This window comes from Caballeronia sp. dw_276, from assembly GCF_018449635.1.
GTDB lineage: Bacteria > Pseudomonadota > Gammaproteobacteria > Burkholderiales > Burkholderiaceae > Caballeronia.
The window spans coordinates 196,768-220,144 of the sequence record NZ_JAAVUV010000004.1; the positions used below are offsets into that span (position 1 = coordinate 196,768).

General features: G+C 59.3%; 26 protein-coding genes. 7 read left to right on the forward strand and 19 right to left on the reverse strand.

Translation table 11 applies throughout. From position 1 onward, the window contains the following. Positions 1-28: 28 nt before the first annotated feature. Positions 29-916, reverse strand: a complete 888-nt coding sequence (locus HB633_RS09685; protein WP_213777887.1) for a LysR family transcriptional regulator — start codon at positions 914-916, stop codon at positions 29-31. A gap of 124 nt (positions 917-1,040) precedes the next feature. Here HB633_RS09685 and HB633_RS09690 point away from each other — a divergent pair, with 124 nt between their 5' ends. After that, positions 1,041-2,111 (forward strand): nitronate monooxygenase, encoded by a 1,071-nt coding sequence (locus HB633_RS09690; RefSeq protein ID WP_213777888.1) that lies wholly within the window; start codon positions 1,041-1,043, stop codon positions 2,109-2,111. A gap of 3 nt (positions 2,112-2,114) precedes the next feature. Here HB633_RS09690 and HB633_RS09695 read toward each other — a convergent pair whose 3' ends face one another. Then, on the reverse strand, positions 2,115-3,512 hold the full coding sequence (locus HB633_RS09695; RefSeq protein WP_255580839.1) for a PLP-dependent aminotransferase family protein: 1,398 nt from the start codon (positions 3,510-3,512) through the stop codon (positions 2,115-2,117). A gap of 108 nt (positions 3,513-3,620) precedes the next feature. Here HB633_RS09695 and HB633_RS09700 point away from each other — a divergent pair, with 108 nt between their 5' ends. Continuing rightward, complete coding sequence (locus HB633_RS09700) at positions 3,621-4,517, forward strand: DMT family transporter (RefSeq protein WP_213777889.1); 897 nt, start codon at positions 3,621-3,623, stop codon at positions 4,515-4,517. Positions 4,518-4,524: 7 nt separating this feature from the next. On the opposite strand, the gene HB633_RS09705 is transcribed toward HB633_RS09700, so the two are convergent. After that, positions 4,525-5,511 carry a zinc-dependent alcohol dehydrogenase family protein gene (locus HB633_RS09705; RefSeq protein WP_213777890.1) on the reverse strand — a complete coding sequence of 329 codons (987 nt, stop codon included), beginning with the start codon at positions 5,509-5,511 and terminating at the stop codon, positions 4,525-4,527. Between the two features lie 111 nt (positions 5,512-5,622). Here HB633_RS09705 and HB633_RS09710 point away from each other — a divergent pair, with 111 nt between their 5' ends. Further along, positions 5,623-6,477: a LysR family transcriptional regulator gene (locus HB633_RS09710; protein WP_213777891.1), complete on the forward strand. Its 855-nt coding sequence runs from the start codon at positions 5,623-5,625 to the stop codon at positions 6,475-6,477. 452 nt (positions 6,478-6,929) lie between these two features. Continuing rightward, positions 6,930-7,220 carry an H-NS histone family protein gene (locus tag HB633_RS09715; RefSeq protein ID WP_213777892.1) on the forward strand — a complete coding sequence of 97 codons (291 nt, stop codon included), beginning with the start codon at positions 6,930-6,932 and terminating at the stop codon, positions 7,218-7,220. Positions 7,221-7,230: 10 nt separating this feature from the next. Here the strand turns inward: HB633_RS09715 and HB633_RS09720 are convergent, their stop codons facing one another. The 4 genes from HB633_RS09720 to HB633_RS09735 all read right to left on the reverse strand — a co-directional run bounded on the left by HB633_RS09720 (position 7,231) and on the right by HB633_RS09735 (position 9,435). After that, positions 7,231-7,488: a hypothetical protein gene (locus HB633_RS09720; RefSeq protein WP_213777893.1), complete on the reverse strand. Its 258-nt coding sequence runs from the start codon at positions 7,486-7,488 to the stop codon at positions 7,231-7,233. A gap of 58 nt (positions 7,489-7,546) precedes the next feature. Further along, positions 7,547-7,963: a MarR family winged helix-turn-helix transcriptional regulator gene (locus HB633_RS09725; RefSeq protein ID WP_213777894.1), complete on the reverse strand. Its 417-nt coding sequence runs from the start codon at positions 7,961-7,963 to the stop codon at positions 7,547-7,549. 96 nt (positions 7,964-8,059) lie between these two features. Next, positions 8,060-8,830 carry a hypothetical protein gene (locus tag HB633_RS09730; protein ID WP_213777895.1) on the reverse strand — a complete coding sequence of 257 codons (771 nt, stop codon included), beginning with the start codon at positions 8,828-8,830 and terminating at the stop codon, positions 8,060-8,062. Between the two features lie 2 nt (positions 8,831-8,832). Further along, a complete protein-coding gene (locus tag HB633_RS09735; RefSeq protein ID WP_213777896.1) occupies positions 8,833-9,435 on the reverse strand; it encodes a nitroreductase in 603 nt (200 codons plus the stop codon). A gap of 142 nt (positions 9,436-9,577) precedes the next feature. Here HB633_RS09735 and HB633_RS09740 point away from each other — a divergent pair, with 142 nt between their 5' ends. Beyond that, a complete protein-coding gene (locus HB633_RS09740) occupies positions 9,578-10,225 on the forward strand; it encodes a 4'-phosphopantetheinyl transferase superfamily protein (protein WP_213777897.1) in 648 nt (215 codons plus the stop codon). 39 nt (positions 10,226-10,264) lie between these two features. Next, positions 10,265-10,756: a GAF domain-containing protein gene (locus HB633_RS09745; RefSeq protein ID WP_213777898.1), complete on the forward strand. Its 492-nt coding sequence runs from the start codon at positions 10,265-10,267 to the stop codon at positions 10,754-10,756. A 19-nt stretch (positions 10,757-10,775) separates the two neighbouring features. Here the strand turns inward: HB633_RS09745 and HB633_RS09750 are convergent, their stop codons facing one another. The 7 genes from HB633_RS09750 to HB633_RS09780 all read right to left on the reverse strand — a co-directional run bounded on the left by HB633_RS09750 (position 10,776) and on the right by HB633_RS09780 (position 16,643). Then, positions 10,776-11,825: a HoxN/HupN/NixA family nickel/cobalt transporter gene (locus HB633_RS09750; protein WP_213777899.1), complete on the reverse strand. Its 1,050-nt coding sequence runs from the start codon at positions 11,823-11,825 to the stop codon at positions 10,776-10,778. Between the two features lie 125 nt (positions 11,826-11,950). Continuing rightward, a complete protein-coding gene (locus tag HB633_RS09755) occupies positions 11,951-13,246 on the reverse strand; it encodes an L-fuconate dehydratase (RefSeq protein ID WP_213777900.1) in 1,296 nt (431 codons plus the stop codon). Positions 13,247-13,415: 169 nt separating this feature from the next. Then, positions 13,416-13,718 (reverse strand): ferredoxin family protein, encoded by a 303-nt coding sequence (locus HB633_RS09760; protein WP_213777901.1) that lies wholly within the window; start codon positions 13,716-13,718, stop codon positions 13,416-13,418. Continuing rightward, positions 13,715-14,032: a hypothetical protein gene (locus HB633_RS09765; protein ID WP_213777902.1), complete on the reverse strand. Its 318-nt coding sequence runs from the start codon at positions 14,030-14,032 to the stop codon at positions 13,715-13,717. The genes HB633_RS09760 and HB633_RS09765 overlap by 4 nt, the downstream gene beginning before the upstream one ends. A gap of 11 nt (positions 14,033-14,043) precedes the next feature. After that, positions 14,044-14,619 carry a sigma-70 family RNA polymerase sigma factor gene (locus HB633_RS09770; protein ID WP_213777903.1) on the reverse strand — a complete coding sequence of 192 codons (576 nt, stop codon included), beginning with the start codon at positions 14,617-14,619 and terminating at the stop codon, positions 14,044-14,046. Positions 14,620-14,730: 111 nt separating this feature from the next. Next, a complete protein-coding gene (locus HB633_RS09775) occupies positions 14,731-15,567 on the reverse strand; it encodes an oxidoreductase (protein ID WP_213777904.1) in 837 nt (278 codons plus the stop codon). Between the two features lie 116 nt (positions 15,568-15,683). After that, on the reverse strand, positions 15,684-16,643 hold the full coding sequence (locus HB633_RS09780) for an NAD-dependent epimerase/dehydratase family protein (protein WP_213777905.1): 960 nt from the start codon (positions 16,641-16,643) through the stop codon (positions 15,684-15,686). A 98-nt stretch (positions 16,644-16,741) separates the two neighbouring features. Here HB633_RS09780 and HB633_RS09785 point away from each other — a divergent pair, with 98 nt between their 5' ends. Then, entirely contained in the window at positions 16,742-17,638 is an 897-nt protein-coding gene (locus HB633_RS09785) for a LysR family transcriptional regulator (RefSeq protein WP_213777906.1), read from the forward strand. A 29-nt stretch (positions 17,639-17,667) separates the two neighbouring features. Here the strand turns inward: HB633_RS09785 and HB633_RS09790 are convergent, their stop codons facing one another. From HB633_RS09790 to HB633_RS09810, 5 genes are all read right to left on the reverse strand, one after another. Then, complete coding sequence (locus HB633_RS09790) at positions 17,668-18,429, reverse strand: hypothetical protein (protein ID WP_213777907.1); 762 nt, start codon at positions 18,427-18,429, stop codon at positions 17,668-17,670. A gap of 149 nt (positions 18,430-18,578) precedes the next feature. Beyond that, positions 18,579-20,000: an O-antigen ligase family protein gene (locus tag HB633_RS09795; RefSeq protein WP_213777908.1), complete on the reverse strand. Its 1,422-nt coding sequence runs from the start codon at positions 19,998-20,000 to the stop codon at positions 18,579-18,581. Between the two features lie 326 nt (positions 20,001-20,326). Further along, positions 20,327-21,190, reverse strand: a complete 864-nt coding sequence (locus tag HB633_RS09800; RefSeq protein ID WP_213777909.1) for a cytochrome c oxidase assembly protein — start codon at positions 21,188-21,190, stop codon at positions 20,327-20,329. Between the two features lie 288 nt (positions 21,191-21,478). After that, on the reverse strand, positions 21,479-22,966 hold the full coding sequence (locus HB633_RS09805; protein ID WP_213777910.1) for a sodium:solute symporter: 1,488 nt from the start codon (positions 22,964-22,966) through the stop codon (positions 21,479-21,481). After that, on the reverse strand, positions 22,966-23,169 hold the full coding sequence (locus HB633_RS09810; RefSeq protein WP_056360160.1) for a DUF3311 domain-containing protein: 204 nt from the start codon (positions 23,167-23,169) through the stop codon (positions 22,966-22,968). The genes HB633_RS09805 and HB633_RS09810 overlap by 1 nt, the downstream gene beginning before the upstream one ends. Positions 23,170-23,377: the final 208 nt, after the last annotated feature.

The following is a 23,377-nucleotide window of genomic DNA, read 5'->3' on the forward strand; positions in this document are numbered from 1 at the left end:
CGTGTTTTTATCGATGAAACGAGCGGGTTCAGGCGGACACGAGCGCAGGCACGGCCACCGGACGGGCGATGGCAAGAAAGGCGTTCATGGCGCTGCTTGCATACACGTCGCGACGACGCACGAACACGGTATCCACGAAAGCATCCTCGGGCGCAAGATCATGCAAGGTGACGCGTCCTTCACGCGATGCCGCCATGACAACGCCCTTCGGCAAGAGCGTCACGCCCACGCCCGCCGCGACGCATCCGAGCATGGCATCGAGTGAACCGAATTCAAGCGGCGTGCTGACTTGCAGGCCGAGTCGCGTGAGGACGCTCTCAAGCCGCGCCCGATACGAACAACCTTGCCGGAACACGATGGTCTTCACGACGCCCATTTGCGTGAGATCCTTGAAGGAGCGAATCCGGCGCGCGGTGACCAACACCATTTCCTCGTTGAAGATGGTTTCGGTATGCAAGTCTTCGTGGGTGATCGGACCGGCGACAAACGCACCATCAAGCCGATACTGCAAGACGTCTTCCACCAGACTCGCCGTCGTGCCGGTTCGCATGACGAGTTCGACCTTCGGGAAGCCGAGCGTGAACTGCGCGAGGACGCTCGGCATACGCAACGCCGCGGTGGTTTCGAGCGTACCCAGCACAAGCGGTCCGCTTGCCACGCCTTCGTCTTTCACCGCTAATCGGGCGTCGTCGAGCAGGCGCGCCATCTGTCTGGAGAAAGGCAATAACCTGCGTCCTGCAGCCGTCAATTCAACGCCGCGATGATGCCGGTGAAACAGCGACGCGCCGAGTTCTTCCTCAAGTAAGCGAACGCGTGCGGTCACGTTCGATTGAACGGTATGAAGTTCGAGCGCCGCGCGATTCATGCTGCCATTGCGTGCGACCGACTCGAAGATGCGCAGATCGGCGGCGTCCATGATGACTCCAGGTATCGGAAGAAGTGATAACAATTATCACATCAAAGCGCCGCTTGCCTGATCAAAGCTTGTTAAGCTTGACGGCACTGAATGATCAAGCAACAACCCGAAGAAAGGAACGAACATGGGCACCTGGCGCGATCGTCGAATCATCGATTTGTTCGGAATTGAAGCACCTATTATTCTTGCTCCCATGGCAGGGCCGGGTACAGCGGAACTTGCCATCGCGGTGGGCGAAGCGGGCGGTCTTGCATCGCTGCCTTGTGCGCTGTTGAGCGCCGAGCAGGCACGTGACGCGCTCACGTTGATTCGCACGAAAACCCGCGCACCGGTCAACCTCAATTTCTTCTGTCACACCCCGCCAGAAGCCGATGCCGCGCGCCACCTCGCCTGGCGGGCACGGCTCGCTTCGTATTACATCGAACACGGTATCGATCCCGAAGTCACGCCGGCGGGCGCGGTCCGTCGGCCGTTCGATAGCGCTTTCTGCGCACTCGTCGAAGAGTTCAAACCCGAGGTCGTGAGCTTTCATTTCGGACTGCCGGAGAAAACGCTCTTCGATCGTGTCCGGGCGACCGGCGCGAAGATCATTGCATCGGCTACGACGGTGGCCGAAGCGCGCTGGCTCGAAGCACATGGCTGCGATGCAATCATCGCGATGGGCTTCGAGGCGGGCGGCCATCGCGGCACATTCCTGAATCACGACATGGCGACGCAGGTCGGGACCTTTGCGCTCGTTCCGCAGGTTGCGGACGCGGTATCGGTGCCGGTGATCGCGGCTGGCGGTATCGCAGATGCGCGGGGGATTGTTGCTGCGTTTGCGCTGGGTGCATCGGCGGTGCAGATCGGGACGGCCTATCTGTTTTGCCCGGAAGCCAAAGTGCCGGAGGTGCATCGCGTTGCGCTGCGCGAATCAAGCGATGATTCCACCGCGGTGACCAACGTGTTCACCGGACGGCCGGCTCGCGGCATCATGAACCGCGTGATGCGCGAAGTCGGGCCGCTGTCGGACGTGGCGCCGGCTTTTCCGCTTGCGTCGGCTGCGCTTGCGCCGTTGAAAGCAAAAGCGGAGGAAGCGGGCCAGGGTGACTTTACGAGCCTCTGGTCGGGACAGGCGGCGCGCCTTGCGCGCGAGATGCCTGCGGGCGAGCTGACGCGCACGTTGATTGCGGAGACATTGGAACGCATGTCCTGAGCGCTATTTGCGCATCGCACGTTCGAGTACTTTGAAGACGCGCGGGTCTGCGCATTGCGCTATGTTGAAGCGCAGGAACCGGCTGGCTGACTGCGCCACGCTGAACGCGTTGCCAGGCGCGAGAACGACATTTTCCATCAACGCGCGCCGGGCAACATCCGCTGCATCGATGCCTTCGGGCAATGCAGACCAGAGAAACATGCCCGCGCGCGGTTCTATCCACGGCTCGATACCGAGCGTTTCCAGCCGCGCGCTGACGGGTCCCATCGAACGCGATAACCGTTCTCGCAGCGCTTCCATATGTTTGCGATACGTGCCGTCCTTCAGCACGCTCAGCACGAGTTCGGACGAAAGCCGCCCGCTGCCGAACGACGTTGCGATCTTCAGGTCGATCAGACTTTCAATCCAGTCGTGCCTTGCCGCGATAAACCCGCAACGCACCGCCGCCGAAAGGCTCTTCGAAAAGCTGCCGATATGCACGACCCGGTCGAGGCCATCGAAGGCGGCGAGGCGCGGCGACGGCTCGTGCTCGAAGTCGCCGAAGATATCGTCTTCGATGATCGTCAGTCCGGCCTGATCGGCGAGCTTCAGCAAGCGATGCGCGACCACCGGTGAAAGTGTTGCGCCGGTCGGGTTGTGCAGCGCCGAGTTCGTGATGTAAAGACGCGGCCGATGTTCGGCAAGCGCCTGCGCGAAGAGCGTCATGTCGGGGCCGGAAGGCGTGTACGGAACGCTCACGAGCTTCACGCGATGCGCCCGCAAGAGCGCGAGAAAGTTGAAATAACACGGGTCATCGACGAGAACCGTATCGCCCGGTTCCAGCAGGAAACGGCACAGCAGGTCGATGGCCTGCGTGCCGGATTCGGTGAGCATGATCTGGTCGGGCGCTGCATCGATACCGCGATCCGCCATGCGCCGCGCGAGCAATTGCCGCAGCGCCGGGAGCCCGCGCGACGTGCCGTAATCGGCGAGCATGCTCACGTCCGCGCGGGCGGCGGAGCGCAGCGCGCGGCGTATCCCGGCCTCAGGCAACCACGACCCGGGCAGCCAGCCGCAGCCCGCCTTGATGGTGTCGTCGGCGGCATCGAGCGATTGACGCGATACCCAGAACGGATCGACCGCGCGGTCCAGTAGCGGACCGAGTTCGGTCAGCGACAGCGGGGGCAGGTGGCTCGTGACATAAAACCCCGATCCGCGCCGCGACTGAATCACGCCCTCGGCCGCGAGCCGGTCATAGGCCTCGACCACGGTGGACTTCGAGACCTGCAGCGTCTCCGCCAGGCCGCGGATGGACGGCACTTTGGCGCCCGCTGCGAGCGTGCGATTCGAGATGCGTTGCTGAACCGCCTGCATCACGCGTTCGACGAGCGTGCCCATTTCAGCTTGTATGGTGTCTTCCATGTGTACTGGTTTCCGGCCAAGACAGTTTTGCAGAACTGTAGTGCACTGTCTCTGGAAAAGCCATGCCCCGTCAACCGATACTGCGAGCTTGAAACCAGAGGTATGACAATGAGCGAGACGGACAAGACGGCGAGCGGATGGGTGAACGGCTTTCTCGGGATGCTGATTTTCAGCGGCTCGCTGCCCGCCACGCGTCTCGCGGTCGCGAGTTTCGACCCGGTCTTTCTGACCGTGGCGCGTGCGTGCATTGCGGGCGCGCTCGGTCTCGCGCTGTTGCTGGTCTTCCGGGAAAAGCGGCCGCAACGCAGCGACCTGATACCGCTGGCCGTGGTTGCGTTCGGCGTGGTAATCGGCTTTCCGTTGCTGACGGCGCTTGCGCTCAAGCACATCACGGCGGCACATTCAGTGGTCTTCGTGGCGGTTTTGCCGCTGACGACTGCAATCTTCGGCGTGTTGCGTGGTGGCGAACGCCCGCGTCCTGCGTTCTGGATTTTTTCAGGGCTGGGCGCGGCGCTCGTTGCGGGATTTGCGCTGATGCAGGGCGGCGGCGCAACGTCTGTCGGCGATATTTTGATGATCGGCGCGGTGATCGTGTGCGGTCTCGGTTACGCGGAAGGCGCGAAGCTCTCGCGCAAGCTCGGCGGCTGGCAGGTAATCTCCTGGGCGCTGGTGATGTCGCTGCCCGTCATGATTCCGGCCGCGCTTGCAACATTGCCGGCTTCCTGGGCCGGCATCGGCGAACCGGCGTGGCTGGGACTCGCTTACGTGTCCTTGTTCAGCATGCTGATCGGTTTTGTGTTCTGGTATCGCGGGCTGGCTCTGGGCGGTATTGCCGCTGTCGGGCAATTGCAACTGCTTCAGCCGTTTTTCGGGTTGGTGCTCGCGGCAACGCTGCTACACGAACCGGTCGGCTGGTCGATGGTCGCCGTCGCCACAGCCGTGGTGCTTTGCGTGGTCGGCGCGAAGCGCTTCGCGCGACCAGTGACGTTGGCGGCGGCGCGTTAAAGGCGCGTCAGGAAATCTCGATCACCATCTTTCCCTTGGCAGTGCCTTCGGTCATCGACTGGTATGCGAGTTCGGCGCTGTTCAGGTCGAACGTGCGCGGATCCAGTTTGGGCACTAGCTTTCCGTCTTCTACAAGCGCGGTCGCGGCCCTGAGCATCTCGCCGTGATGTTCGCGATGCTTGCCCGTCAACAGCGGCGCAAGCGTGAACACGCCGGAATAGCTTGCCTCGCGAAATGACAACGGTGCGAGCGAATGCGTTCCCCAGCCGAGCGCGCTCACCACATGCCCGAATTGTTTGACCGCCGAAAACGACGCGTCGAGCGTCGCGCCGCCGACGGTATCCGCAACCACATCGAAGCCCTCGCCGTTCGTATGCGCGTTCACGTACTGCTCGACGGCAAACTTCCGGTAATCGATGCCAATCGCCCCATACCGCTCCATCAGCGCAACGTCTGCCTCGCTGACCGTGGCAAAAACCCGTGCGCCCAGCGCCCGCGCAAGCTGAACCGACACGTGCCCGACGCCGCCCGCGCCGCCCTGCACCAACACGGTTTGTCCGGCCTGAACGCGCGCGCGATCGACGATTCCCTGATACGACGTGATAAAACTGAGCGGCAATGCGGCGGCTTCTTTCATCGATAGATTCGATGGCTTCAGCGCGATCAACCGGGCATCGACGGCGGCAAACTGCGCGAGCGAACCCTGAATTCCCGCGACGCCGCCGGTCATTCCGTAGACCTCATCGCCGGGTTTGAACTGCGTCACGCCTTCGCCGATAGCTTCGATCACCCCGGCCATATCGATACCAAGAACCAGCGGCAGCGGGTGTTTTGCATGCGCCGCGCTGCCGGCGCGGATCTTTGTATCGAGCGGATTCAGTCCGGCAGCCTTGATGCGCACCAACACTTGGCCCGCTTGCGCAACGGGCCGCGACAGCGCCGTCAGTTCGAGCGGTCCGTTGTAGCGCTGCAAAACCAGAGCCTGCATGTCCATGATATTTCTCCCCAAGACGAAATGAATTTGCTTGATTCATCTTCGTCCATGCGAGAAATTACGACAATCGACGTTATCGCACGCCGGCTAAACATTTCTGCATGGGGAAAAATGGACTGGAGCGACGTACGGATCTTCCTCGCGATTGCCCGCACAGGCTCGCTCAGCGCGGCGGCCAGGCAGGCGGGCCAGACTCAGCCGACCATGGGGCGCCGCCTTCGCGCGCTCGAGGAAGCAACGGGGCAGGCCCTGTTCCAGCGCACAGCCGACGGCTTCATCCTCACCGACGAAGGCTCGGCCGTGCTCGCGCACGCGGAGCGAATGGAAGAAGATGCGCTCGCATTCGAGCGCTCGCTTGCGGGCAAGGAACAGCAATTGTCCGGTGTGCTACGGGTATCGTCGTCGGACTGGTTTGGCGTGCATGTCCTGACGCCGGTGTTCGCCGAGTTTCTGCAGATGCATCCAGGCGTCAGTATTGAACTCGTCACGGACTCGCGCCGGCTGAGTCTCGCGCGGCGCGAGGCGGACCTGTTGTTTCGCATCACGCCTTTCGACGAGGCCGACGTCGTTCAGCGAAAATTCATCCATATGGAATACGCGCTCTACGGTCCCGCCGGCAAACCTCCGCCCCGCGCCGGCGATGGTAAGGGCTACGGACTTGTGACCATGGACAGCGCGTTCGGCACGCTGCCCGATGTCGCCTGGGTACGTCGCATGTTGCCGCAGGCGCATGTGGCGTTCGGCAGCAATAACCGCGATGCCCAGGCGCGGATGTGCGCGCAAGGCGCGGGGCTCGCTGTCCTGCCGTGTCCACTCGGCGACGCCACGCCGGGTATTTATCGGATCGACCTGGGTGACGCGCCGCCGGGAAGGGACGTGTGGTTTGGCTATCATCGCGACCTGCGCCGCCTCGCTAGATTGCGGGCGCTGCTCGATTTGATTATTGAAAGGCTGGCAGATTCCTGAGTGCGATGGTGAGCGCCGATTATCCAAAACATTGAAATAAGTCCTTAGTCTCCGGGCTTTATCGAAACCTTTCGACGTAGCGTTCACAAGGGATTATCAGAAAGCCGGTTCTTATGTTTTAATAGCGTCAATGCGACGCCGTTCTGCGCGCCGCCGAATAAAACGCGTACACTTGGCCCCGCTGCAACGAAGAGGCGCAAAGCCGTCACGCGGCTTCCCGGACTTCTTCCTCTGCCGGCACTTCCTGAAACATGCCTGATTACAGGTTTGCGGCTAATCGGGGCTGGAACAATGCCGGTCAAAACTGGCGAATCCTGTTTATCCGCGTCGCATTGAAATACTGCAACGGACTAGTCCGGCAATTCTTGAAGCAGTTTTGGAACAGCACTCTCGTGCTGGGCCCGAGAACACCAAAGTGCTTTTGAACAACAATTTTTATAATGCAAAGTGAAATGCCCACCCTCAAAGAACTGCTTGCGCAGCGCGAAGCGCTGCAGGATCAATTGGAAGTAGCACGGCAACGTCAGGCTGAAATCGTTCTCGCGGAAATAGTCGCGAAGATGGGCGAATACAAGATTTCGCTATCCGAGTTGATGGGGCACAACGTTCAGGCAAAGGCGCCTGTTGCGTCGGTCGCGCCCAAATACCGCGACACCGCGACTGGCGCTACATGGTCAGGTCGAGGACGCGCGCCGCACTGGATCGCCGATAAAAATCGTGCGGATTTTCTGGTAGGTGCTTAAGCGGGTTTTCTTATTGCGAGCAAAGGGTCGTTACCTCTATAAGTGACTCTTGCAATGCAGGGTCACGAAACAGTTCTTCAACGCTGCGATTCTGGTCATGCGCGAACGCTTCGAGACATCGCGCGGTATTCATGCGGGCGCTCGTCACCGATGTGCTGATTCCAATCATCAGCAACGCAACGCAGACGATGGCAATCGCCGCGCCCAGCCGCTTTCTCGACGAACGGATTCCTTTTACGGCGCCTACGCATTGCCAGTCATTGTTCACGTTTTTGCCTCTTGATGGTTAGCAAGACAACTATTGGTGACGATAAAAACAGTCGCTGCTATACCAGCGCTTTCCTGACGTTGTGCATCGACGTAACGGCGGATTCGAATAATTCCGGGCCAACCTTCGCACGCAGGGTTCTGGCAATTCGAGCGCTAGCGTTGTTGATGGGCCGGTCAAGCGCGCGGCCGGCCGCGGTCGCGCTGACCGTCCACTCGCGGCCATCGGTCTTCGCCTGGCTGCGTTCGACCAGTTGCTTTTCGCACAAGCTGTCGATAAGACGCGTGGCTGTAGGCCTCGCTATTCCGAGGATGTCAGCAACCTGACTGCTGAGGCAACCGGGCGTGGCGAGGACAACCCGCAGCACGAATCCTTGCGGCGGCGTCAGGCCAAACTTCGCGTAGGCGGCGGTCCACTCGCGTTCCACAAGGCGCGCGAGTGCGGCGGAATTGAAGTAAAGGCAGTGATCGAACATGCGAGCATTAGAGCACATGATAGTTAGCAAAACAACTAATTGATCGCGTCGCGGAAGTCAAACGACGCTTCGATTATGCAAACGGCCTGACTCTTGTTATCGGCCGTTTCCGTTGCGCTTGCTCCATCCGAATGCGTGGATGGTGTTCAACGGCGCCGAGCTGCAAATCGATGCACAAAGCTGTCCGGGCATCGGCAAATCGAAAACGTACCAGGGCTCGGTCGCGGTGAAATCATCAGCGCCGCCTGGGTTATCGATAGCCGAGCGATAACCCGCCGCGCTCAGCATGCTGTTGTCACGGGCCCGCTGACTTCCGAGGGGCAAGGTACTGGCGGTATCGGCCAACAAGTCGTCCGAGGCCGATCCGAACGATGGCAGCGACGTTCCAAGCCCAACATGCGTCGCGCTGATGCCGAGCATGATCCACACGCCTGCATAGCCGATATCCGCACGCAGGACCTCGTTGCGTCCCGCTGCTTGTGCAAGCAAACGGCCTTTGGCGTCGTCTCGCAGATCGACGGCGTCCGGCTCGCAGCCGAACAGACGCGCCACGGCCAGCCTGAGCACAGCGCGGCTGGATATATAGCGGTATCGCAAGGCAGGACTCGGCAGCAACGCCGCACGGCGCGTCTCGTCCTGCGTGAGCCAGGTTGCGGCATCGTGCGCGCTGATGCGCTGCCATTGGCTTCGAAAACGGAACACGAAGACTTCGCCGGGCGGCGGCACGCAGGGTCCCATCGATAAAGTTTCGTTCATGCGCAATGGAACGAATTGCGGCGGCGGACCGTGATCGACGCGCCTTGGCGGCGGCCTGGATTCACAGGTCCGGTCCACGCGCGATATTTCGGTTAGAGCAGGGCTTGCCATAGTCAGTCCGTTTCTAGACGCGCGCCGAACCATTCGGTGACGAAGGCGTCGCTGGAAGGGCGTGCGACGGCGCGCGTGCCTTCAGGCGGCGTGCCGACGAACAGGAATCCGAGCAGACGGTCGCTGTCCGCGAGTCCTAGCGCGCGGTGCATTCCAGGCTCGTAACTGTCCGCGCCGGTCGCCCAGAAGCCGCCGAAACCCATTGCGTGGACGGCGTTCAGCATGTTCATGGCGGCAGCTCCGACGGCGAGCAGTTGCTCGACTTCGGGCACTTTGGTCCGGGTGGTGATCGATGCCACCAGCGCGATCACCACCGGCGCCGCCAGCGCACGGCCACGGCGGTGTTCGTGCGCCGAACGCGGTTCGTCTGGCGAGCGCGAGGAGGCAAGATCGACGAGTATTTCGCCCAGTTTCAGACGTGCATCGCCGCGAATCAGCACGAAGCGCCACGGGCGCAAACCGCCGTGATCGGGCGCGCGCAGGGCGGCATCGAAGATCTGGCGAAGCTGCGCGTCGTCAGGCGCGGGCTCGGCGAGCGGCCAGTGAGACTGGCGCGTCATCAATACCTGCAATGCGTCGGCGCCAAGGGGAGTCATGGTTTCCATAGGAAATATCCAGGCTTTCCGAAGGCACCCATGATGGCCAAATTTCGCTCTAATTGCAAATGATTCTCAATACCGAGATTTTCTCATGTTAAGGCTTTATAATTCTGGCTTCGTTTTGACGCCTCTTTTCCACCTCTGATCGATGCCCGTCCTTTTCGCCAACTCTGGCCGCTGGCCCTCGGATATCGCGTTGTGGTCCGTGGATGTGGACCTGAAAAAACACGCGCCAGCCGTCAGCCGCTTTCTCAGTGCAGACGAATGCAATCGGATGGCGCGTTACAAGCGACTTGGCGACCAACTGCGGTTCGCGGCGGCGCGATCGAGTCTCCGCGAGATTCTTGGCGAGCGCGTGGCTCGCGATCCGGCGGAACTTGAATTCGAAGCCGGCGCTTATGGACGGCCATGGCTTGCCGGTTTTCCACACGTGTCTTTCAACGTGTCGCATTCGGGAGAGCGTGTTTTGATTGCTGTATCAATGCAGCGGGCAGTCGGCGTGGATATCGAAGAACTGAATCCGGCGCTCGACTGGCGCTCGCTTTCGGACACGGTATGCGTGAAAGAAGAAGCATCGCGAATAGTGAGCATCCGCGATTTTTATCGATGCTGGACCGCCAAGGAAGCTTTGCTGAAAGCAACTGGCGCGGGCATTGGTGTTGGCGACGGCCTGAAGTCCATTGATCTTGCAAATGACCGGATTCCATCAGGATTCAACTTCGTCCGGCTTGATGATTTCGATGGCTATGCAGCAGCCATGGCGTTCGGCGTCCATGCCGATACAAGCGCGCTGTGATATGTTGAAACGCTCAATATCCACTCATCGCGCATTGTCATGTCATTCACCATCCAGCACACAGCCGGTTCCAAAGCCGAGCAATATCAGGAACTGCTTGCTCAAGCTCGCTCGCTCCTGAGCGATGAAACCGATCGCATTGCCAATGCAGCGAATTTTTCGGCGCTGGTTTATCACACGCTGCCCGACTTGAATTGGAGCGGCTTTTATTTCTTCGATGGCGCTGAACTGGTCGTCGGTCCGTTCCAGGGGAAACCGGCTTGCGTCCGCATTGCACTGGGCAAGGGTGTTTGTGGAACCGCCGCTAAGACGCGCGAGACGCAGGTCGTTCGCGATGTCCACGAGTTTCCCGGACACATTGCGTGTGATTCGGCGTCTCAATCGGAGATCGTGGTGCCGTTGATCGCGAAGGATGGTTCGCTTGTTGGGGTGTGGGACGTGGATAGCCCGATCGTGAATCGCTTCGATGCCGACGATGCCCGCGGCATGGAAGCGCTGTGCAAGGTGTTCATGGAACTGGCCTGGGCGTGAATGTCTGCGCGAGCGTCAGTTACGTCTCGAGCTCATCGAAGCGTTTCCACCGGTACACGGCGGCCGAGATCAGCCAGCTCGCCGCGAACACCCCGACGATCACGTAGCCGATCATGCCGAAGTTATCGTTGAGACTGCCGATCGTGTTCCAGAACCATCCGCCGAGTTGCAGCTTGTCGGCAAGCAACCCCAATCCCTCTATGCTTCCGACCAGCAGCGCGACGACCACGGAAATCGTGGTGATGGTGATGTTGTAGTAGAGCTTGCGGATCGGCTTCACGAAGGCCCAGCCGTACGCGCCGAGCATCAGGATACTGTCGGTTGTATCGATCAGCGTCATGCCCGCGGTGAAGAGCACCGGGAACACGATGATCGACCAGATGGGCAAGCCTTGCGACGCGCCCGCGGCCGAAATGCCGAGCAGGCCGACTTCGGTGGCGGTGTCGAACCCGAGGCCGAAGAGGAAGCCAAGCAGGTACATGTGGCGGCTTTTCGTGATCAGGCGAAAAAGCGGCCTGAAGATACGCGCGAAGAAACCGCGGTTCGCGAGCAGCAAGTCGAAGTCTTCATCCACATACGGTTCGCCGCGGCGCACGCGCCGGAACGCGCCGATTACCGCGCGCAAGATCACCAGGTTCATGATCGCGATGGCGAACAGGAAGAACGTGGAAACCAGCGTGCCAATCAGCCCGCCGATCTCCTTGAATTCGGCCATGCGTGTTTGCAGCGCCATGGCCGTTGCCGCTATTGCGATGGACGCCAGCACGACAACCGTCGAATGTCCCAGCGAGAACATCAAGCCCACGGTGATAGGGCGCTTGCCGTCCTGCATGAGCTTGCGCGTGACGTTGTCGATAGCCGCAATATGATCGGCGTCGACCGCGTGTCGCAAGCCGAACGAATAGGCAAGCAAGCTTGTTCCAAGCAGCAGCGGATAGTTATGGAATGCGACGAAGGCCCAGATCCATGCGCCGACATTGAAGGCAATCAGTAAGGCATAAAGGCTGATGATCTTTTGGCGCATGTGGCCTTGTTCGTCGCCGAAGACTGCCTTTATCAGTGCTCGCATTGATTTTCCGTCTTTAGATTTTTGGGCGCCGGACCGAGCAAGAGACCTGACTGATCACGATAGCGCTCGAATGATAGCGTGCCAAAATTCCAAAGCAGCCAATAGCGGTAGCCCCGATGGGGCTTTTAAGCCCAGCCGTCGCCATCGGGGAAATGGAATCGTTCGAGCGAATCTGCATGCATCTCGATGCTATAGCCGGCCGATTCCGGCGGCATGTATCGGCCGTTGCGGATCACGACGGGACTGACAAAATGCTCATGCAAATGATCGACATATTCGAGTACTCGATTATCAAGCGATGCCGACACGCAGACATAATCGAATATGGAAATATGCTGGACGTACTCACACAAACCAACGCCGCCCGCATGCGGACACACCGGCACGCCGAACTTCGCAGCCATCAGCAATACGATGATCACTTCGTTCAGGCCGCCTAGCCGGCAACTGTCGATCTGGCAAAAGTCGATGGCCTGCGCCTGCAGCAATTGCTTGAACATCACCCGGTTCTGGCAATGCTCGCCGGTGGCGACGCCTATGGGCGCAATCCGGCGGCGGATCGAAGCATGGCCGAGAATATCGTCCGGGCTCGTTGGCTCTTCGATCCACCATGGATCGAACTGGGCCAGGCGGCGCATGTTGGCGACGGCTTCATCGACGTCCCATACCTGGTTGGCGTCCATCATCAGTTTTCGATCGGCGCCGATTTCGTCACGAAGAATGCGCGCGCGACGGATGTCCTCTTCTATGTTGCCGCCGACCTTCTGCTTGAAATGCGTCCACCCCTGGGCCACGCCTTCGCGCGCGAGGCGGCGGATTTTATCGTCGTCGTAGCCAAGCCATCCTGCCGATGTGGTGTATGCCGGATAACCGGCAGCCAGCATTTCCCGCTCGCGTTCGGCGCGTGTCGCCGAATGGCGGCGCAATATTGCCAATGCTTCCTCTGGCGTAAGCGCGTCCGTGACGTAGCGAAAATCGAGGCAACGCACGAGCTCTTCGGGGCTCATGTCAACGAGCATTTTCCATACAGGCTTCTGCACGGATTTCGCCCACAGGTCCCATACCGCGTTGACGACCGCGGCCGTTGCAAGATGAATCGCGCCTTTGTCCGGGCCGATCCAGCGCAACTGGCTGTCCGATGTAAAGGCCCGCCAGAAGGCACCCATGTTCGCGGTGATGTCTTCGAGCTTCTTGCCGATGATCAGCGGCGCAAGCGCATTCACTGCGGCCACGCAGATCTCGTTGCCGCGCCCTATGGTGAACGTGAGGCCATGGCCTGCGAGCTGCGCGGGCGCGTCGGTTTCGAGGATGACGTAGGTGGCGGAATAGTCCGGCGCGGCGTTCATTGCGTCGGAGCCGTCGAGCGATCGCGAGGTTGGAAAGCGGATGTCCCTGACGGACAGATTCGTGATCGTGGTCATCTGAACACCTCCGTGCAATGGCAGATTCGACTCGGTACAACCCCGGGCGCGACGTTCAACGATGCAATCGCGCGCCCGCTGAGTTTGGTTGCTGGCATGCTAGCACGGGGTACAGCAGCGTTATCAAAGGCCACTACGCACTACGGGGCATCCGTGGTGCCTCGAGCGTTCAGGTCTTTCTCGCCAGGGTGATTGCATGCTCGGGGCAAGCGGTCACGCATAAACCGCATGCGCGGCACGCGTCCTCGTTTGGCGTGTATGCGACCTTCATTCCATGTACACGCAGTTTGAGCTTGTTCAGAGGACCCATGGACGCGTAGTCCGCCGTATCGATTCGACGAATCACGAATATGTCTTCTGGACAAACCACGGCGCAGTCGGCCTTGCCTTCACAGCGTTTCAGATTCACCACCGGCACGATGACACCGGGCGCCTGCTTGCAGTTCGCCGAAGACGCGAGTCCGGCGCTCATACCGTGTCAGCCTCGCGCGGCTTGCGAACGCCGCACCGCCGGTTCTTGAATTGCTCGCGTTCCTCGGGCGTCATCTGTTCCCAACGCCGCCACTGCCGGCGTCCACGCCAGCCACCGCCATGCCCCCGGAAACCGCCGAACAAGATCCGGCTCAAGACCATCAAGCCCAGCGCATGGGGAAAATCAATCGCCCGGGCACCGATGAACAACGCCGGCACCACCCAGTTCCACAAGGTCATGACGAGCCACCCCAGAGCGGCGACCGCGACAAACGCAAGCACCACCTTGGCCAATATCTTCAGTCTGAAGTTCATTTACTTTCTCCTCAAATATCCAGATCGTCATAAACAGGCTGCAAGCGCGTACGCAGGTGCAATACCGCATAACGCTTGCGAGCAAGTAGCGTGTTGATGCTCACGCCTGTTTCCAGCGCAAGCTCCTTGAAGCTGCGCCCATCCAGTTCGTGAGCAACAAAAACGTCGCGCTGATTGCCGGGAAGCTCATCGATAGCCTCCTGCAACGCCGTCAGCAACACCGTGCGCGCATATTCCGCCTCGGGACCGCCGTTCTGCGCAGGCAGGGCGAGATCGAGCCGATAGTCTTCGTCGGCTTCATCGTCGATTTCGCTTAGCGGCTGCTCCCTTTTCTTGCGAAACCGGTCGATGATCCGATTACGCGCAACCCGGAACAGCCATGCGCTGACTTGTTCGATAGGCTCGGGAAGCCGATACGCCTGGACGAACTCGTGCAGCACATCCTGCAGGATGTCTTCGGCGTCACTGGGATCTCGCACGCGACGCCGGATAAAATTTCCGAGCTTCGAGCGCTCACGCAAGACGGTTGCGGTGATCTCGTTATCGCTTTCGATGATGATCGGGCCTTGCGGCTTCTGCGGTTGCATACATCTGATGACGATTCACAAACGGGAATATTGTGGCCGAAATGAGAAAAGCGGCCGCGTGGCCGCTATACGGGGAAGAAGTGGATTTGTGGCTTTGCCAATGCGCTGCGTTTAATAGGTACCGTCGGTGCTTACGGACGTCGCGTGCCATCGCTTCAATTCGGCTTGCATGGCGGCGAGTTTGGCATCCACTGCATTGACGGCGATGGAACCTGCAATGAAGCGCAACGGCGGTTCCGGCTCGCTCGCCAGTTTGACCAGGGCTTGCGCAAGCTTCAACGGATCACCGGGTTGCTGACCGTTGCGCTCCTCGAACGACGCGCGAAGTTTGCCTCGCCGCTCGTCGTAATCCGCGATGGGTTTGTCGCCGAAACGAAGCGACTCCGGCTTCAGGAAATCCGTACGAAACGGACCCGGCTCGACGATGGTCACATGCAATCCGAACGGCGCGACTTCCTTGGCCAGCGACTCGGAGAAACCTTCGAGCGCAAACTTGCTCGCGCTATACAACGAGCACAGTTCGGCGCCGAGAATGCCTGCAAGCGACGACACGTTGAAAATCCGGCCCCGGCGGGCAGAACGCATGACCGGCAGCGCCGCCCAGGTAACGTTGAAGGTGCCGAAGAGATTGGTTGAGAACTGGGCCTGGACGTCTTGCAATGTGGTTTCCTCGAAGAACCCGAGATGACCATAACCGGCGTTGTTGACCAGCACATCGATTGCGCCGAATTTTTTCAATGCTGCACCGACCGCGGCTTGCGCTTGCGCTGGATCGGCGACATCCAGCGCGAGGCTCAGCAATTGTTCGCTGTCGTGACCCAGCCGCGCGCTCACGTCTTCCCGCTTGCGGCCCGTTGCGACCACACGATCGCCGGCTCGCAAGGCAGCTTCCGCTATGTTTGCGCCGAGTCCGCGGCTCGCGCCCGTGATGAACCAGGTTGCCTGCATGACGTGCTCCTTTATGATCGGAGTTCCATAGGAACACGTGGCGATGCTTGACCGGTAGCCCGTTCCTCGTGCGTTCTTGCTTGATTCTGCAAAGCGCTTTCACACGCTCGGCTTGTCTACAGACATTTCAAAGCGGTCAAGGTCGTCTTTACTGCTTCATTCCATGGCGTGTGCGGCTCTTCGCCAAGCACGCTCAGCAACGCCGCATTGTTCATGTGGACAGGCTCTTTCCACAAATAGCGCATTTCGAGAAGCTCCCGGAATGTCTCTGAAAATGGTGCGATAGCAGGTAATGCCCACCAAGGAAAAGCTCGTACCTTGATCTGCGGACGACCGGTTGCATGTTTGATTGCACTGATCATGCGAGTGCCGTCGGCGTCCCAATGTCCCAGCATCTGATACGAAGCAAAGTCGGGAAGCGTTTGTTCCCGTTCAACCAGCCGAACCATTGTTCGCGCGACGTCGGGTACATACGCCCACTGATGTCCGGTGCCACGCTGGCCCGGATAAAACATGCTCTGCACGGGCTTGCCTGGTTTTACCAAAGCGCTCGACAACCAGCTATTCCCAGTGCTGCCGGGTCCGAAGAAGTCGCCGGCGCGCACGACGAGACTACGCACGCCATCTGCGCTTGCATCTTTCAAGTGGCGTTCCAGTTCAACGCGAATCGCCCCTTTGCGGGTCACCGGATTTTGCGGCGACGTTTCGCTTAGCAAAGGAAGCGCATCTGGACCGTAGTTATAGACGGTGCCTGGCAAGAGAATTCGCGCGCCCGAAGCCCGCGCTGCTGCAATGGTGTTATCGATCATGGGCAGTACCAGTGCCGCCCAATTCCGATACCCCGGCGGATTGACCGCATGAACAATGAGATGCACGCCGCTGGCCGCCCCGACGACGTCGTCGCGGTTCATTGCATCGCCCTGCCGCCATTCAAAGCGCTCGTCCCGTGTGGTCAGATTCGCGGGCTGGCGGTGCAGCGCACGTACGCGCCAGCCTTGCCCGGCGAGCTGTCGCGCAACTTCTCCGCCAATGCCGCCTGTCGCGCCCAACACCAATGCAATCCGGCTTTCGCTCATTTCCGACTCCTGTTGTGTTCTTCGATTGACGATCATTCTTGCGCGAATCGTGGTTAAATGAAATTGTCGAAATTCATAGACCTGATATACATTTTTGTATGACTGGAACTGCAATGAGCTGGGATTTTTATCGAACGTTTCTTGAGGTGCTGCGCGAAGGTTCCTTGTCAGGCGCCGCGCGGTCGCTCGGGCTCACGCAGCCAACCGTCGGCCGCCACGTGGACGCGCTTGAAGAGGCGCTTGGCTATGCGCTCTTTATTCGAACGCAACAGGGCTTGAGCCCGACGCAGCAAGCGCTGGCACTACGTCCCTATGCGGAGGCCCTGGAGTCGACGAGCATGGCGTTGTTGCGCGCGGCATCGAGTCAGGAGAGCGGGGTGCGCGGCACCATCCGCATTACCGCGAGCGATGTGATCACGGTCGAAGTCCTGCCGGCGATCATTACGGAATTGCACGCGGCCTATCCGGAATTGACGATCGAACTGATGCCGTCAAATCGGATAGAGGATCTGTTGCAACGTGAGGCGGATATTGCGGTGCGTATGCAGCGGCCAAGTCAGGGCGTGTTGATCGCGCGCCGTATTGGCGACATCGAACTGGGCATGTATGCGCACAAGGACTATTTGGCGCGGCGCGGCAAGCCTGTTCGAATCGATGACCTGGCGGGTCATGCGTTAATAGGATTCGACAAGGAAACTGCTTTTATTCGCAGCATGAAAACGCAGTTGCCCGAGGTGCGGCGCGAATTGCTGGCGTTGCGCACGGACAGCGACCTCGCATCGCTCGCAATGCTGAGGGCGGGCTTCGGCATTGGCTTTTGTCAGATTGGTCTTGCGCGGCGCAATCCGGATCTCGTGCGGCTGTTCCCGAAGCGGATATCGCTCAAGCTCGACACGTGGCTCGCCATGCACGAAGACCTTCGCGAAAACCCGAGTTGCAAGGTCGCGTTCGCGGCTTTAACCAACGGACTGGAAAAGTACGTGCGGGGGGCTTGACGCGTCGTCTTGCCCCCTTGCACGATTGATTACTTCGATCCGGCCAGCACAAACGCGTCGCTACGATCGGCCAGAGGCGCTGCGGCGAGTATTGAGTTGTCGTTGACGACGAGCACGCCGGTGAGCGTCCTGTTCGGCGACAGGCAGGGCGCGGCGCCAAACGTTACGGTTGCGTCGTAGACATTTTTCGAACCATGCGGTGCCGCGGTGCCCGTGAATGTGCACCCGCTCGTGCCGTGACCGGATACCGCGCCGGCAGCCGTGATCGTGACCGACACGGATTCACCGCCTTTGATCGATCCCGCCACGCCGGTGTATGTCCCTGCAATGGCAGCAAGACTCGGGGTTTGATCGTAGACCGTGCTGTATTGGGTCGTGAAGCTGACTGGCGTGCTGCCCGAAGCCACCGGTGTGATCGTGCCGTTCAAGCTGCTTTGCGCCGCCAAGGAAAACGCGATGTTAGCGGGCGTCACGCTGTTCTGGCCGATGACGTAATTGCGTGCATCCGCCGATGCAAGCGGACCATTCGCGCGGCTCGCGGTACCCTGGACAAGACCCAAGGTGTTGGACGTCTGATTGACGTAGACGAAGTAATAGACGCCGGTATCGAGCACTACGCCGGTAACCGTGTCGCCAGCGTTATCGGTGCCGCTATAAAAGCCCTGGGCCACGCCGCCGGATGTATCGGGCTGGACGAAATTCGATCCCCCGCTATTGTCGCTACCACCACCGCCGCCGCATGCAGAAAGCGTGAGGGCTGCCAGAGCGCAGCCAAGTAATTTCATTTTCATTTTTGGTCTTCTTGAATAGGTGCGCTAGCAACCGGTTACGAATTCTTATCTATTTTTTCGGCTGCTACATTTACCATAAATCGATCGCACTTTCCTCAAATGGCTCGAAGAAGATGCTTGGGTGTTGCGCAGGCTCTACGGGACGACGCTTAGCTACTCACGGGTTCTAGCGGCTGCTCTGTGGGCACGGTCTCAAGGGTGCGCCGCGGCGCGCGATAAAAGGGCGTCGTAGCCCCAAGCGAATCAAGGCGAACCGCGGATTGACCCAGCAGCCAGCCGCTATACGACCAGAACATCAGCATGGTCGATTGCCACATGAAGTCATCGGTAAGGTTTTTGGCAAGCATGCCCGCGACCAGCGCAATTCCCGCGCGGAACAATTGAGGATGGGCGTGACGTATGGCGAAGAACTGATAGGCCAGGCAGCCGAACAACGACAACTCGATCAACAGCCCGACTACGCCAACCTGCAGAAGCGTATTGAGGAAAATATCATGCGCATGGGTACGGACGTTGCCGTCCAGTTTGACGAGATCATCGGGAATCAGGCTTCCATATGCAAGCGATGGTAGAGGCTTGCCAAAACCAACGCCTAGCCACGGATGAGTACGCACCTGGCTCACGTAGAAAGCCCAGATTCTGGGCCGTGCATCGGATGTGATCGCGCGATTCACACCGCTGGCGACATTCAACCTGTCCGCAAGGCGTTCGGCGAGCGGGTGCGGGGCGTCGTCCTGCATGTCGGCCATGCTGCCATTCACGCGCACGACGCTGACCACCGGGATGGCCGTTGCTGCGCTTGCAGGCAGATCCATGAGCCGCAGTCGATTGCTGAAGCCGACAGCGGCCAGCGTCGCGATGAGCAGCACGCCCAGCACCGTCCACGCCCGCAAACGGTCGCGCGACGAATGCGGCCACAGCAACACGGCCGCGACTACCGCAAGCGCGATCCAGAAAAAGCGGTTCAACGTTGCGCCGCCAATTACGACGCAAAACGCAATACCCGTAAGCCCCTGCATTCTCGTCCGGGGGGCGTGGGTCATCAACGCAAAGAGCGGGATGGCCATGAGCGCAAGCGTGCTTGTGTGTCCGACGCGAGCATAAAAGTGCAGCAGGCCCGGCTTGGGGGCCGCAGGGTCGAGGTAGTTGAACCACGCAACACTGGCGACCGCCAATATCAGGCAGGTCACCCATACGACCGTTTGTAATCGCCGTTTGTTAAGCGCTTCCTTTCCAATCAGCCAGAAACCGAAGAATGCCGCAAAAGGATATAAGACTTCATCCAGCCACGCGCCAAGCGAAACTTCGCGGTCGAAAGACCAGACGGTCGAGATCAAGGTCCATGCCGCCCAAGCCGCTAGCGCCAATAACAAGGGCCGCGGAGGCAACGAGCGTCTGGTCGTATTGCCAAGCATGGAGGTGCCGGCAAGCACCGCCAGGATCGCGATAAGAATGCCCAGTCCAATGAATTTGACTGCTGTCACATGATCGAACATGACGACGAAGAGCAGTACGGCACATACCGTGGACAGGGCTTCCCCGGCCCAAGACTTCGATCTCAGGATGATCATTGCGATGCCGGAATTTATTGAATTAAGAGAAGACGGCGCGGAATTGTACGACGCGTGCTGAAGTTTTAGGCACTTGGAACGCGGAAATAAGGGGTATTTTTACCGGACACTACGCCAAAATCCTTGAGAATCGGTTTTTCTTACAGATTCAAAGCCGAATCGCGTGTTGCGCAAGCCTTTGGCAAGCGACGCCATTAGGCACGTCTCTTAGTGTGTTTTTGATGACGCAAAAAATTTGAACGCTAGACGAGTGACCAAAAACGGCCAGACGCATTAGCGTTCATTTGATTGAGTAGGTAATGACCAAACCACAATAATGCGATTCCCTACTTCGCGAGACTAGGCGTGGGCGGCTGGTTTTTCAGTTTCGATTTCGGTGGTACGCGCGGTGGCAATTCGGAAAGCCGCATGAGATGACGCAGCGCCATCATTGCGCCGATTGCTTCCAGCACGGCAGCAGGGACCCACATGATGAGTCCGCCGAGGCTTTGGTCGAGCGCCGCAGGAACCGACGTGAATGCGCGGCCGCACAGCGTAAAAATCGGATAGAGGTCGTGACTTGAGAACGTGATGATCGCGCCGACCAGAATCTGCGGCGCCATTGTAATGACGGGTGAAAGCACCCGCAAACCAGGCCGTGTGCGGCTGGGCGGATGCGGACGATGATCCAGCAGCATCCACCAGTAAAGCAGGCCGCTTAACGCAACCGACCAGTTCATGAAGGTGTAGATCCGCCAATCGAGCATTGCAACGAATTGCACCGATGGGATCAGCCAGAACACCACCGAGATGACAAACGCTGCCGATATGAAAGTCGGGTTCAGCACAACGGCTGCAAACAGGCGCGCGGGACGGCGGTATTGCCAGCGACGCAATGCGCTGCGCCAGCGCAGGGGCAGCCCGGCTCTAAGCGCACTGCCTGGGTAAGCCGCCATCAGGATCAACGGTGCAAGGTGATGCAGTACGAGATGCTGGAGCCTGTGCACGAAGAATTCGTGCTCGGCGTAATAGTCGAGCCGCGTATGCAGCGCGATATAGAAGAGCGCGAGGCCGATCCAGAACGCGCCCTGACGAGTCCGGCTGATTCGAATGCGGCGTGATCCGCGGGCAAACAGAACTGCGGTCCCAACAAAGATTGCCACGAGCGCAAAAGATGGTTCCCAAGGGACGAGCAGATCGAATAGAGACATAGCGTCTTGAACAATGTAAGGAAGCGCGGGCGTGCGTGGACGCGCGTCTCGGCGAGTCGAATGTTAGCAGTTGCGTTAATAGGGCGTTGGCGTCAAGGCATTAACGCGGACCTGAAGGCCGGCTTAAGCAAGTGCGATGGACTAGCCGGAAAGTGCCAAAAGCGTAGCGCGTGGTATTTTTCTTTTAATTCAACCGCGTCGATTTGCCGCTTGGGCTTAGCGCTTCAATTCTTCAACTAGGGCGCCGCCGCCAGAGCGGATCTGGCCTCGGCGCCCATTACAACCGCCTTAAGCAGCCGAGCGCGTTGCAGACGCAACTCGCGCTGGGAACACCGCAGACAGCACGAGCGTCACGACAATATTGACTGCCAATGCAAGCACGCCGATATAAACCGGATACGTCGTAGCACCGAGATGCAATGCGTAGATGGGCTTGAGGCCTTGCATGAACACCATTGTCGTGCCGAGCCCAATCCCTGCCAGCCAGCCAATAAACAATGCAGGCAGCTTGAGCCAGCGCGTGTAGAGAGAAAACACAACTGCCGGGAACGTCTGCAGTATCCACACGCCGCCAAGCAATTGCAGGTCGATGGCAAATTGCGTCGGCAGGAAAATGATGAATATCAGCGCGCCCAGTTTCACGGCCAACGACACCACCTTCGCATTGGTCGCTTCCTGCGCCGGCGTAATGTTCGGCTGAATCAGCGGCTTCCACAAATTACGTGTGAACAGGTTGGCCGATCCAATCGACATGATGGCAGCGGGTACCAGCGCACTGATCGCGATAGCGGCCGCTGCAAAGCCGACGAACCACGACGGAAACAGCTTGAGGAAGAGTGCAGGAACCACGTCTGTTGGCGAAGTAACCTTTACGCCAGCCGCGATCGCCATGTAACCAAGCAATGCAATCAACCCGAGGAGCAACGTGTAAGCCGGCAAGGCAATTGCATTCTGCTTGATGGTCTTGGCACTCTTTGAACTAAGCACGCCGGTCAGCGTATGCGGATACATGAACGCCGCCATAGCCGATCCGAACGCAAGCGACGCATAAGCGGTGAACTGGCTTGCCTTGAGCGTAATGCCTGTCGCTCCGCCCTTGGCAGTGAAGAAGTGATCGGCTGCATCGAAGACGGATGCGTAACCGCCGAGCTTGCTTGGAATGAGCCAGATCGCTGCGATCACCACGATATAAATCATGATGTCCTTGACGAAGGCGATCATGGCAGGCGCGCGCAGGCCGCTCGCATACGTGTACACCGCAAGGATGATAAACGCGACCACCAGCGGCGTTTCACCGGTCACACCAAGGCTCTTGATCACCACTTGCATGCCGACGAGTTGCAATGCGATGTACGGCATCGTCGCAATAATCCCCGTCAGCGCGATAGCCGCGGCAAACCAGCGCCCGCCGTAAATGCCTTGCACGAAGTCGGCAGCCGTAATGTGATTGTTCCTCTGGCAAACCGACCAGAGCTTGGGCATGACCGCGAATACAAACGGGTACACGATGATCGTGTAAGGCAACGCAAAGAAACCATACGCGCCAACTGCATAAACGAGCGCGGGCACGGCGATCACCGTGTACGCCGTATAGAAGTCGCCGCCTACCAGGAACCACGAAATGACTGCGCCGAATTGGCGGCCGCCAAGGCCCCATTCGTGCAACTGAGTCAGGTCGCCTGCTTTCCAGCGTGCCGCAAAAAATCCCAGCACCGTAACGAGCGCAAAGAATCCCAGGAATACGAGACCGGAGGTCCAGTTGAATGTCGTCGGCATTATCGGACCCACTTGTAAATGACGTACAGGATCAGCGACGTCAGCGGCACCCACAGCAACTGGTACCAATAAAAGAAGGGAAAACCGGCGAACGACGGTCGCGCGTCGTTATAGAAGGGAAGCCACAATAGGGCGACATAAGGGATCAACAGCAACAGCCTGCCGGCCGCGCGTTTTCCGGGGGAAACGCTTTCTGAACTCATGGATATCTCCTGGAACCAGTCTCTTTTCGAACTGGAGCCGGAGTATTGGCGTAATTTTCCTTGCCGCCTTCCGTAGTAATACGTAGACGCGCCAGGCTTGGCCGGCCTTGGCCTTGCAAGGCTTAAGCCGCGTGCTTCGCTAAGACGTCAAGGGCGGAATCACCCTACGTAATACTACGCAGGCTACAAGTGTCTTAAGCGCCCCTCT

Excerpts from the sequence above, each read along its gene's own strand:
- HB633_RS09740 (WP_213777897.1), top strand. The coding sequence starts at position 9,578 with ATGCCCGTCCTTTTCGCCAACTCTGGCCGCTGGCCCTCGGATATCGCG.
- HB633_RS09755 (WP_213777900.1), bottom strand. The coding sequence starts at position 13,246 with ATGACCACGATCACGAATCTGTCCGTCAGGGACATCCGCTTTCCAACC.
- HB633_RS09770 (WP_213777903.1), bottom strand. The coding sequence starts at position 14,619 with ATGCAACCGCAGAAGCCGCAAGGCCCGATCATCATCGAAAGCGATAAC.
- HB633_RS09695 (WP_255580839.1), bottom strand. The coding sequence starts at position 3,512 with ATGGAAGACACCATACAAGCTGAAATGGGCACGCTCGTCGAACGCGTG.
- HB633_RS09745 (WP_213777898.1), top strand. The coding sequence starts at position 10,265 with ATGTCATTCACCATCCAGCACACAGCCGGTTCCAAAGCCGAGCAATAT.
- HB633_RS09725 (WP_213777894.1), bottom strand. The coding sequence starts at position 7,963 with ATGTTCGATCACTGCCTTTACTTCAATTCCGCCGCACTCGCGCGCCTT.
- HB633_RS09800 (WP_213777909.1), bottom strand. The coding sequence starts at position 21,190 with ATGTCTCTATTCGATCTGCTCGTCCCTTGGGAACCATCTTTTGCGCTC.
- HB633_RS09715 (WP_213777892.1), top strand. The coding sequence starts at position 6,930 with ATGCCCACCCTCAAAGAACTGCTTGCGCAGCGCGAAGCGCTGCAGGAT.
- HB633_RS09780 (WP_213777905.1), bottom strand. The coding sequence starts at position 16,643 with ATGAGCGAAAGCCGGATTGCATTGGTGTTGGGCGCGACAGGCGGCATT.
- HB633_RS09760 (WP_213777901.1), bottom strand. The coding sequence starts at position 13,718 with ATGAGCGCCGGACTCGCGTCTTCGGCGAACTGCAAGCAGGCGCCCGGT.
- HB633_RS09805 (WP_213777910.1), bottom strand. The coding sequence starts at position 22,966 with ATGCCGACGACATTCAACTGGACCTCCGGTCTCGTATTCCTGGGATTC.
- HB633_RS09700 (WP_213777889.1), top strand. The coding sequence starts at position 3,621 with ATGAGCGAGACGGACAAGACGGCGAGCGGATGGGTGAACGGCTTTCTC.
- HB633_RS09810 (WP_056360160.1), bottom strand. The coding sequence starts at position 23,169 with ATGAGTTCAGAAAGCGTTTCCCCCGGAAAACGCGCGGCCGGCAGGCTG.
- HB633_RS09690 (WP_213777888.1), top strand. The coding sequence starts at position 1,041 with ATGGGCACCTGGCGCGATCGTCGAATCATCGATTTGTTCGGAATTGAA.
- HB633_RS09795 (WP_213777908.1), bottom strand. The coding sequence starts at position 20,000 with ATGATCATCCTGAGATCGAAGTCTTGGGCCGGGGAAGCCCTGTCCACG.
- HB633_RS09735 (WP_213777896.1), bottom strand. The coding sequence starts at position 9,435 with ATGGAAACCATGACTCCCCTTGGCGCCGACGCATTGCAGGTATTGATG.
- HB633_RS09765 (WP_213777902.1), bottom strand. The coding sequence starts at position 14,032 with ATGAACTTCAGACTGAAGATATTGGCCAAGGTGGTGCTTGCGTTTGTC.
- HB633_RS09685 (WP_213777887.1), bottom strand. The coding sequence starts at position 916 with ATGGACGCCGCCGATCTGCGCATCTTCGAGTCGGTCGCACGCAATGGC.
- HB633_RS09790 (WP_213777907.1), bottom strand. The coding sequence starts at position 18,429 with ATGAAAATGAAATTACTTGGCTGCGCTCTGGCAGCCCTCACGCTTTCT.
- HB633_RS09785 (WP_213777906.1), top strand. The coding sequence starts at position 16,742 with ATGACTGGAACTGCAATGAGCTGGGATTTTTATCGAACGTTTCTTGAG.
- HB633_RS09730 (WP_213777895.1), bottom strand. The coding sequence starts at position 8,830 with ATGGCAAGCCCTGCTCTAACCGAAATATCGCGCGTGGACCGGACCTGT.
- HB633_RS09775 (WP_213777904.1), bottom strand. The coding sequence starts at position 15,567 with ATGCAGGCAACCTGGTTCATCACGGGCGCGAGCCGCGGACTCGGCGCA.
- HB633_RS09750 (WP_213777899.1), bottom strand. The coding sequence starts at position 11,825 with ATGCGAGCACTGATAAAGGCAGTCTTCGGCGACGAACAAGGCCACATG.
- HB633_RS09710 (WP_213777891.1), top strand. The coding sequence starts at position 5,623 with ATGGACTGGAGCGACGTACGGATCTTCCTCGCGATTGCCCGCACAGGC.
- HB633_RS09705 (WP_213777890.1), bottom strand. The coding sequence starts at position 5,511 with ATGGACATGCAGGCTCTGGTTTTGCAGCGCTACAACGGACCGCTCGAA.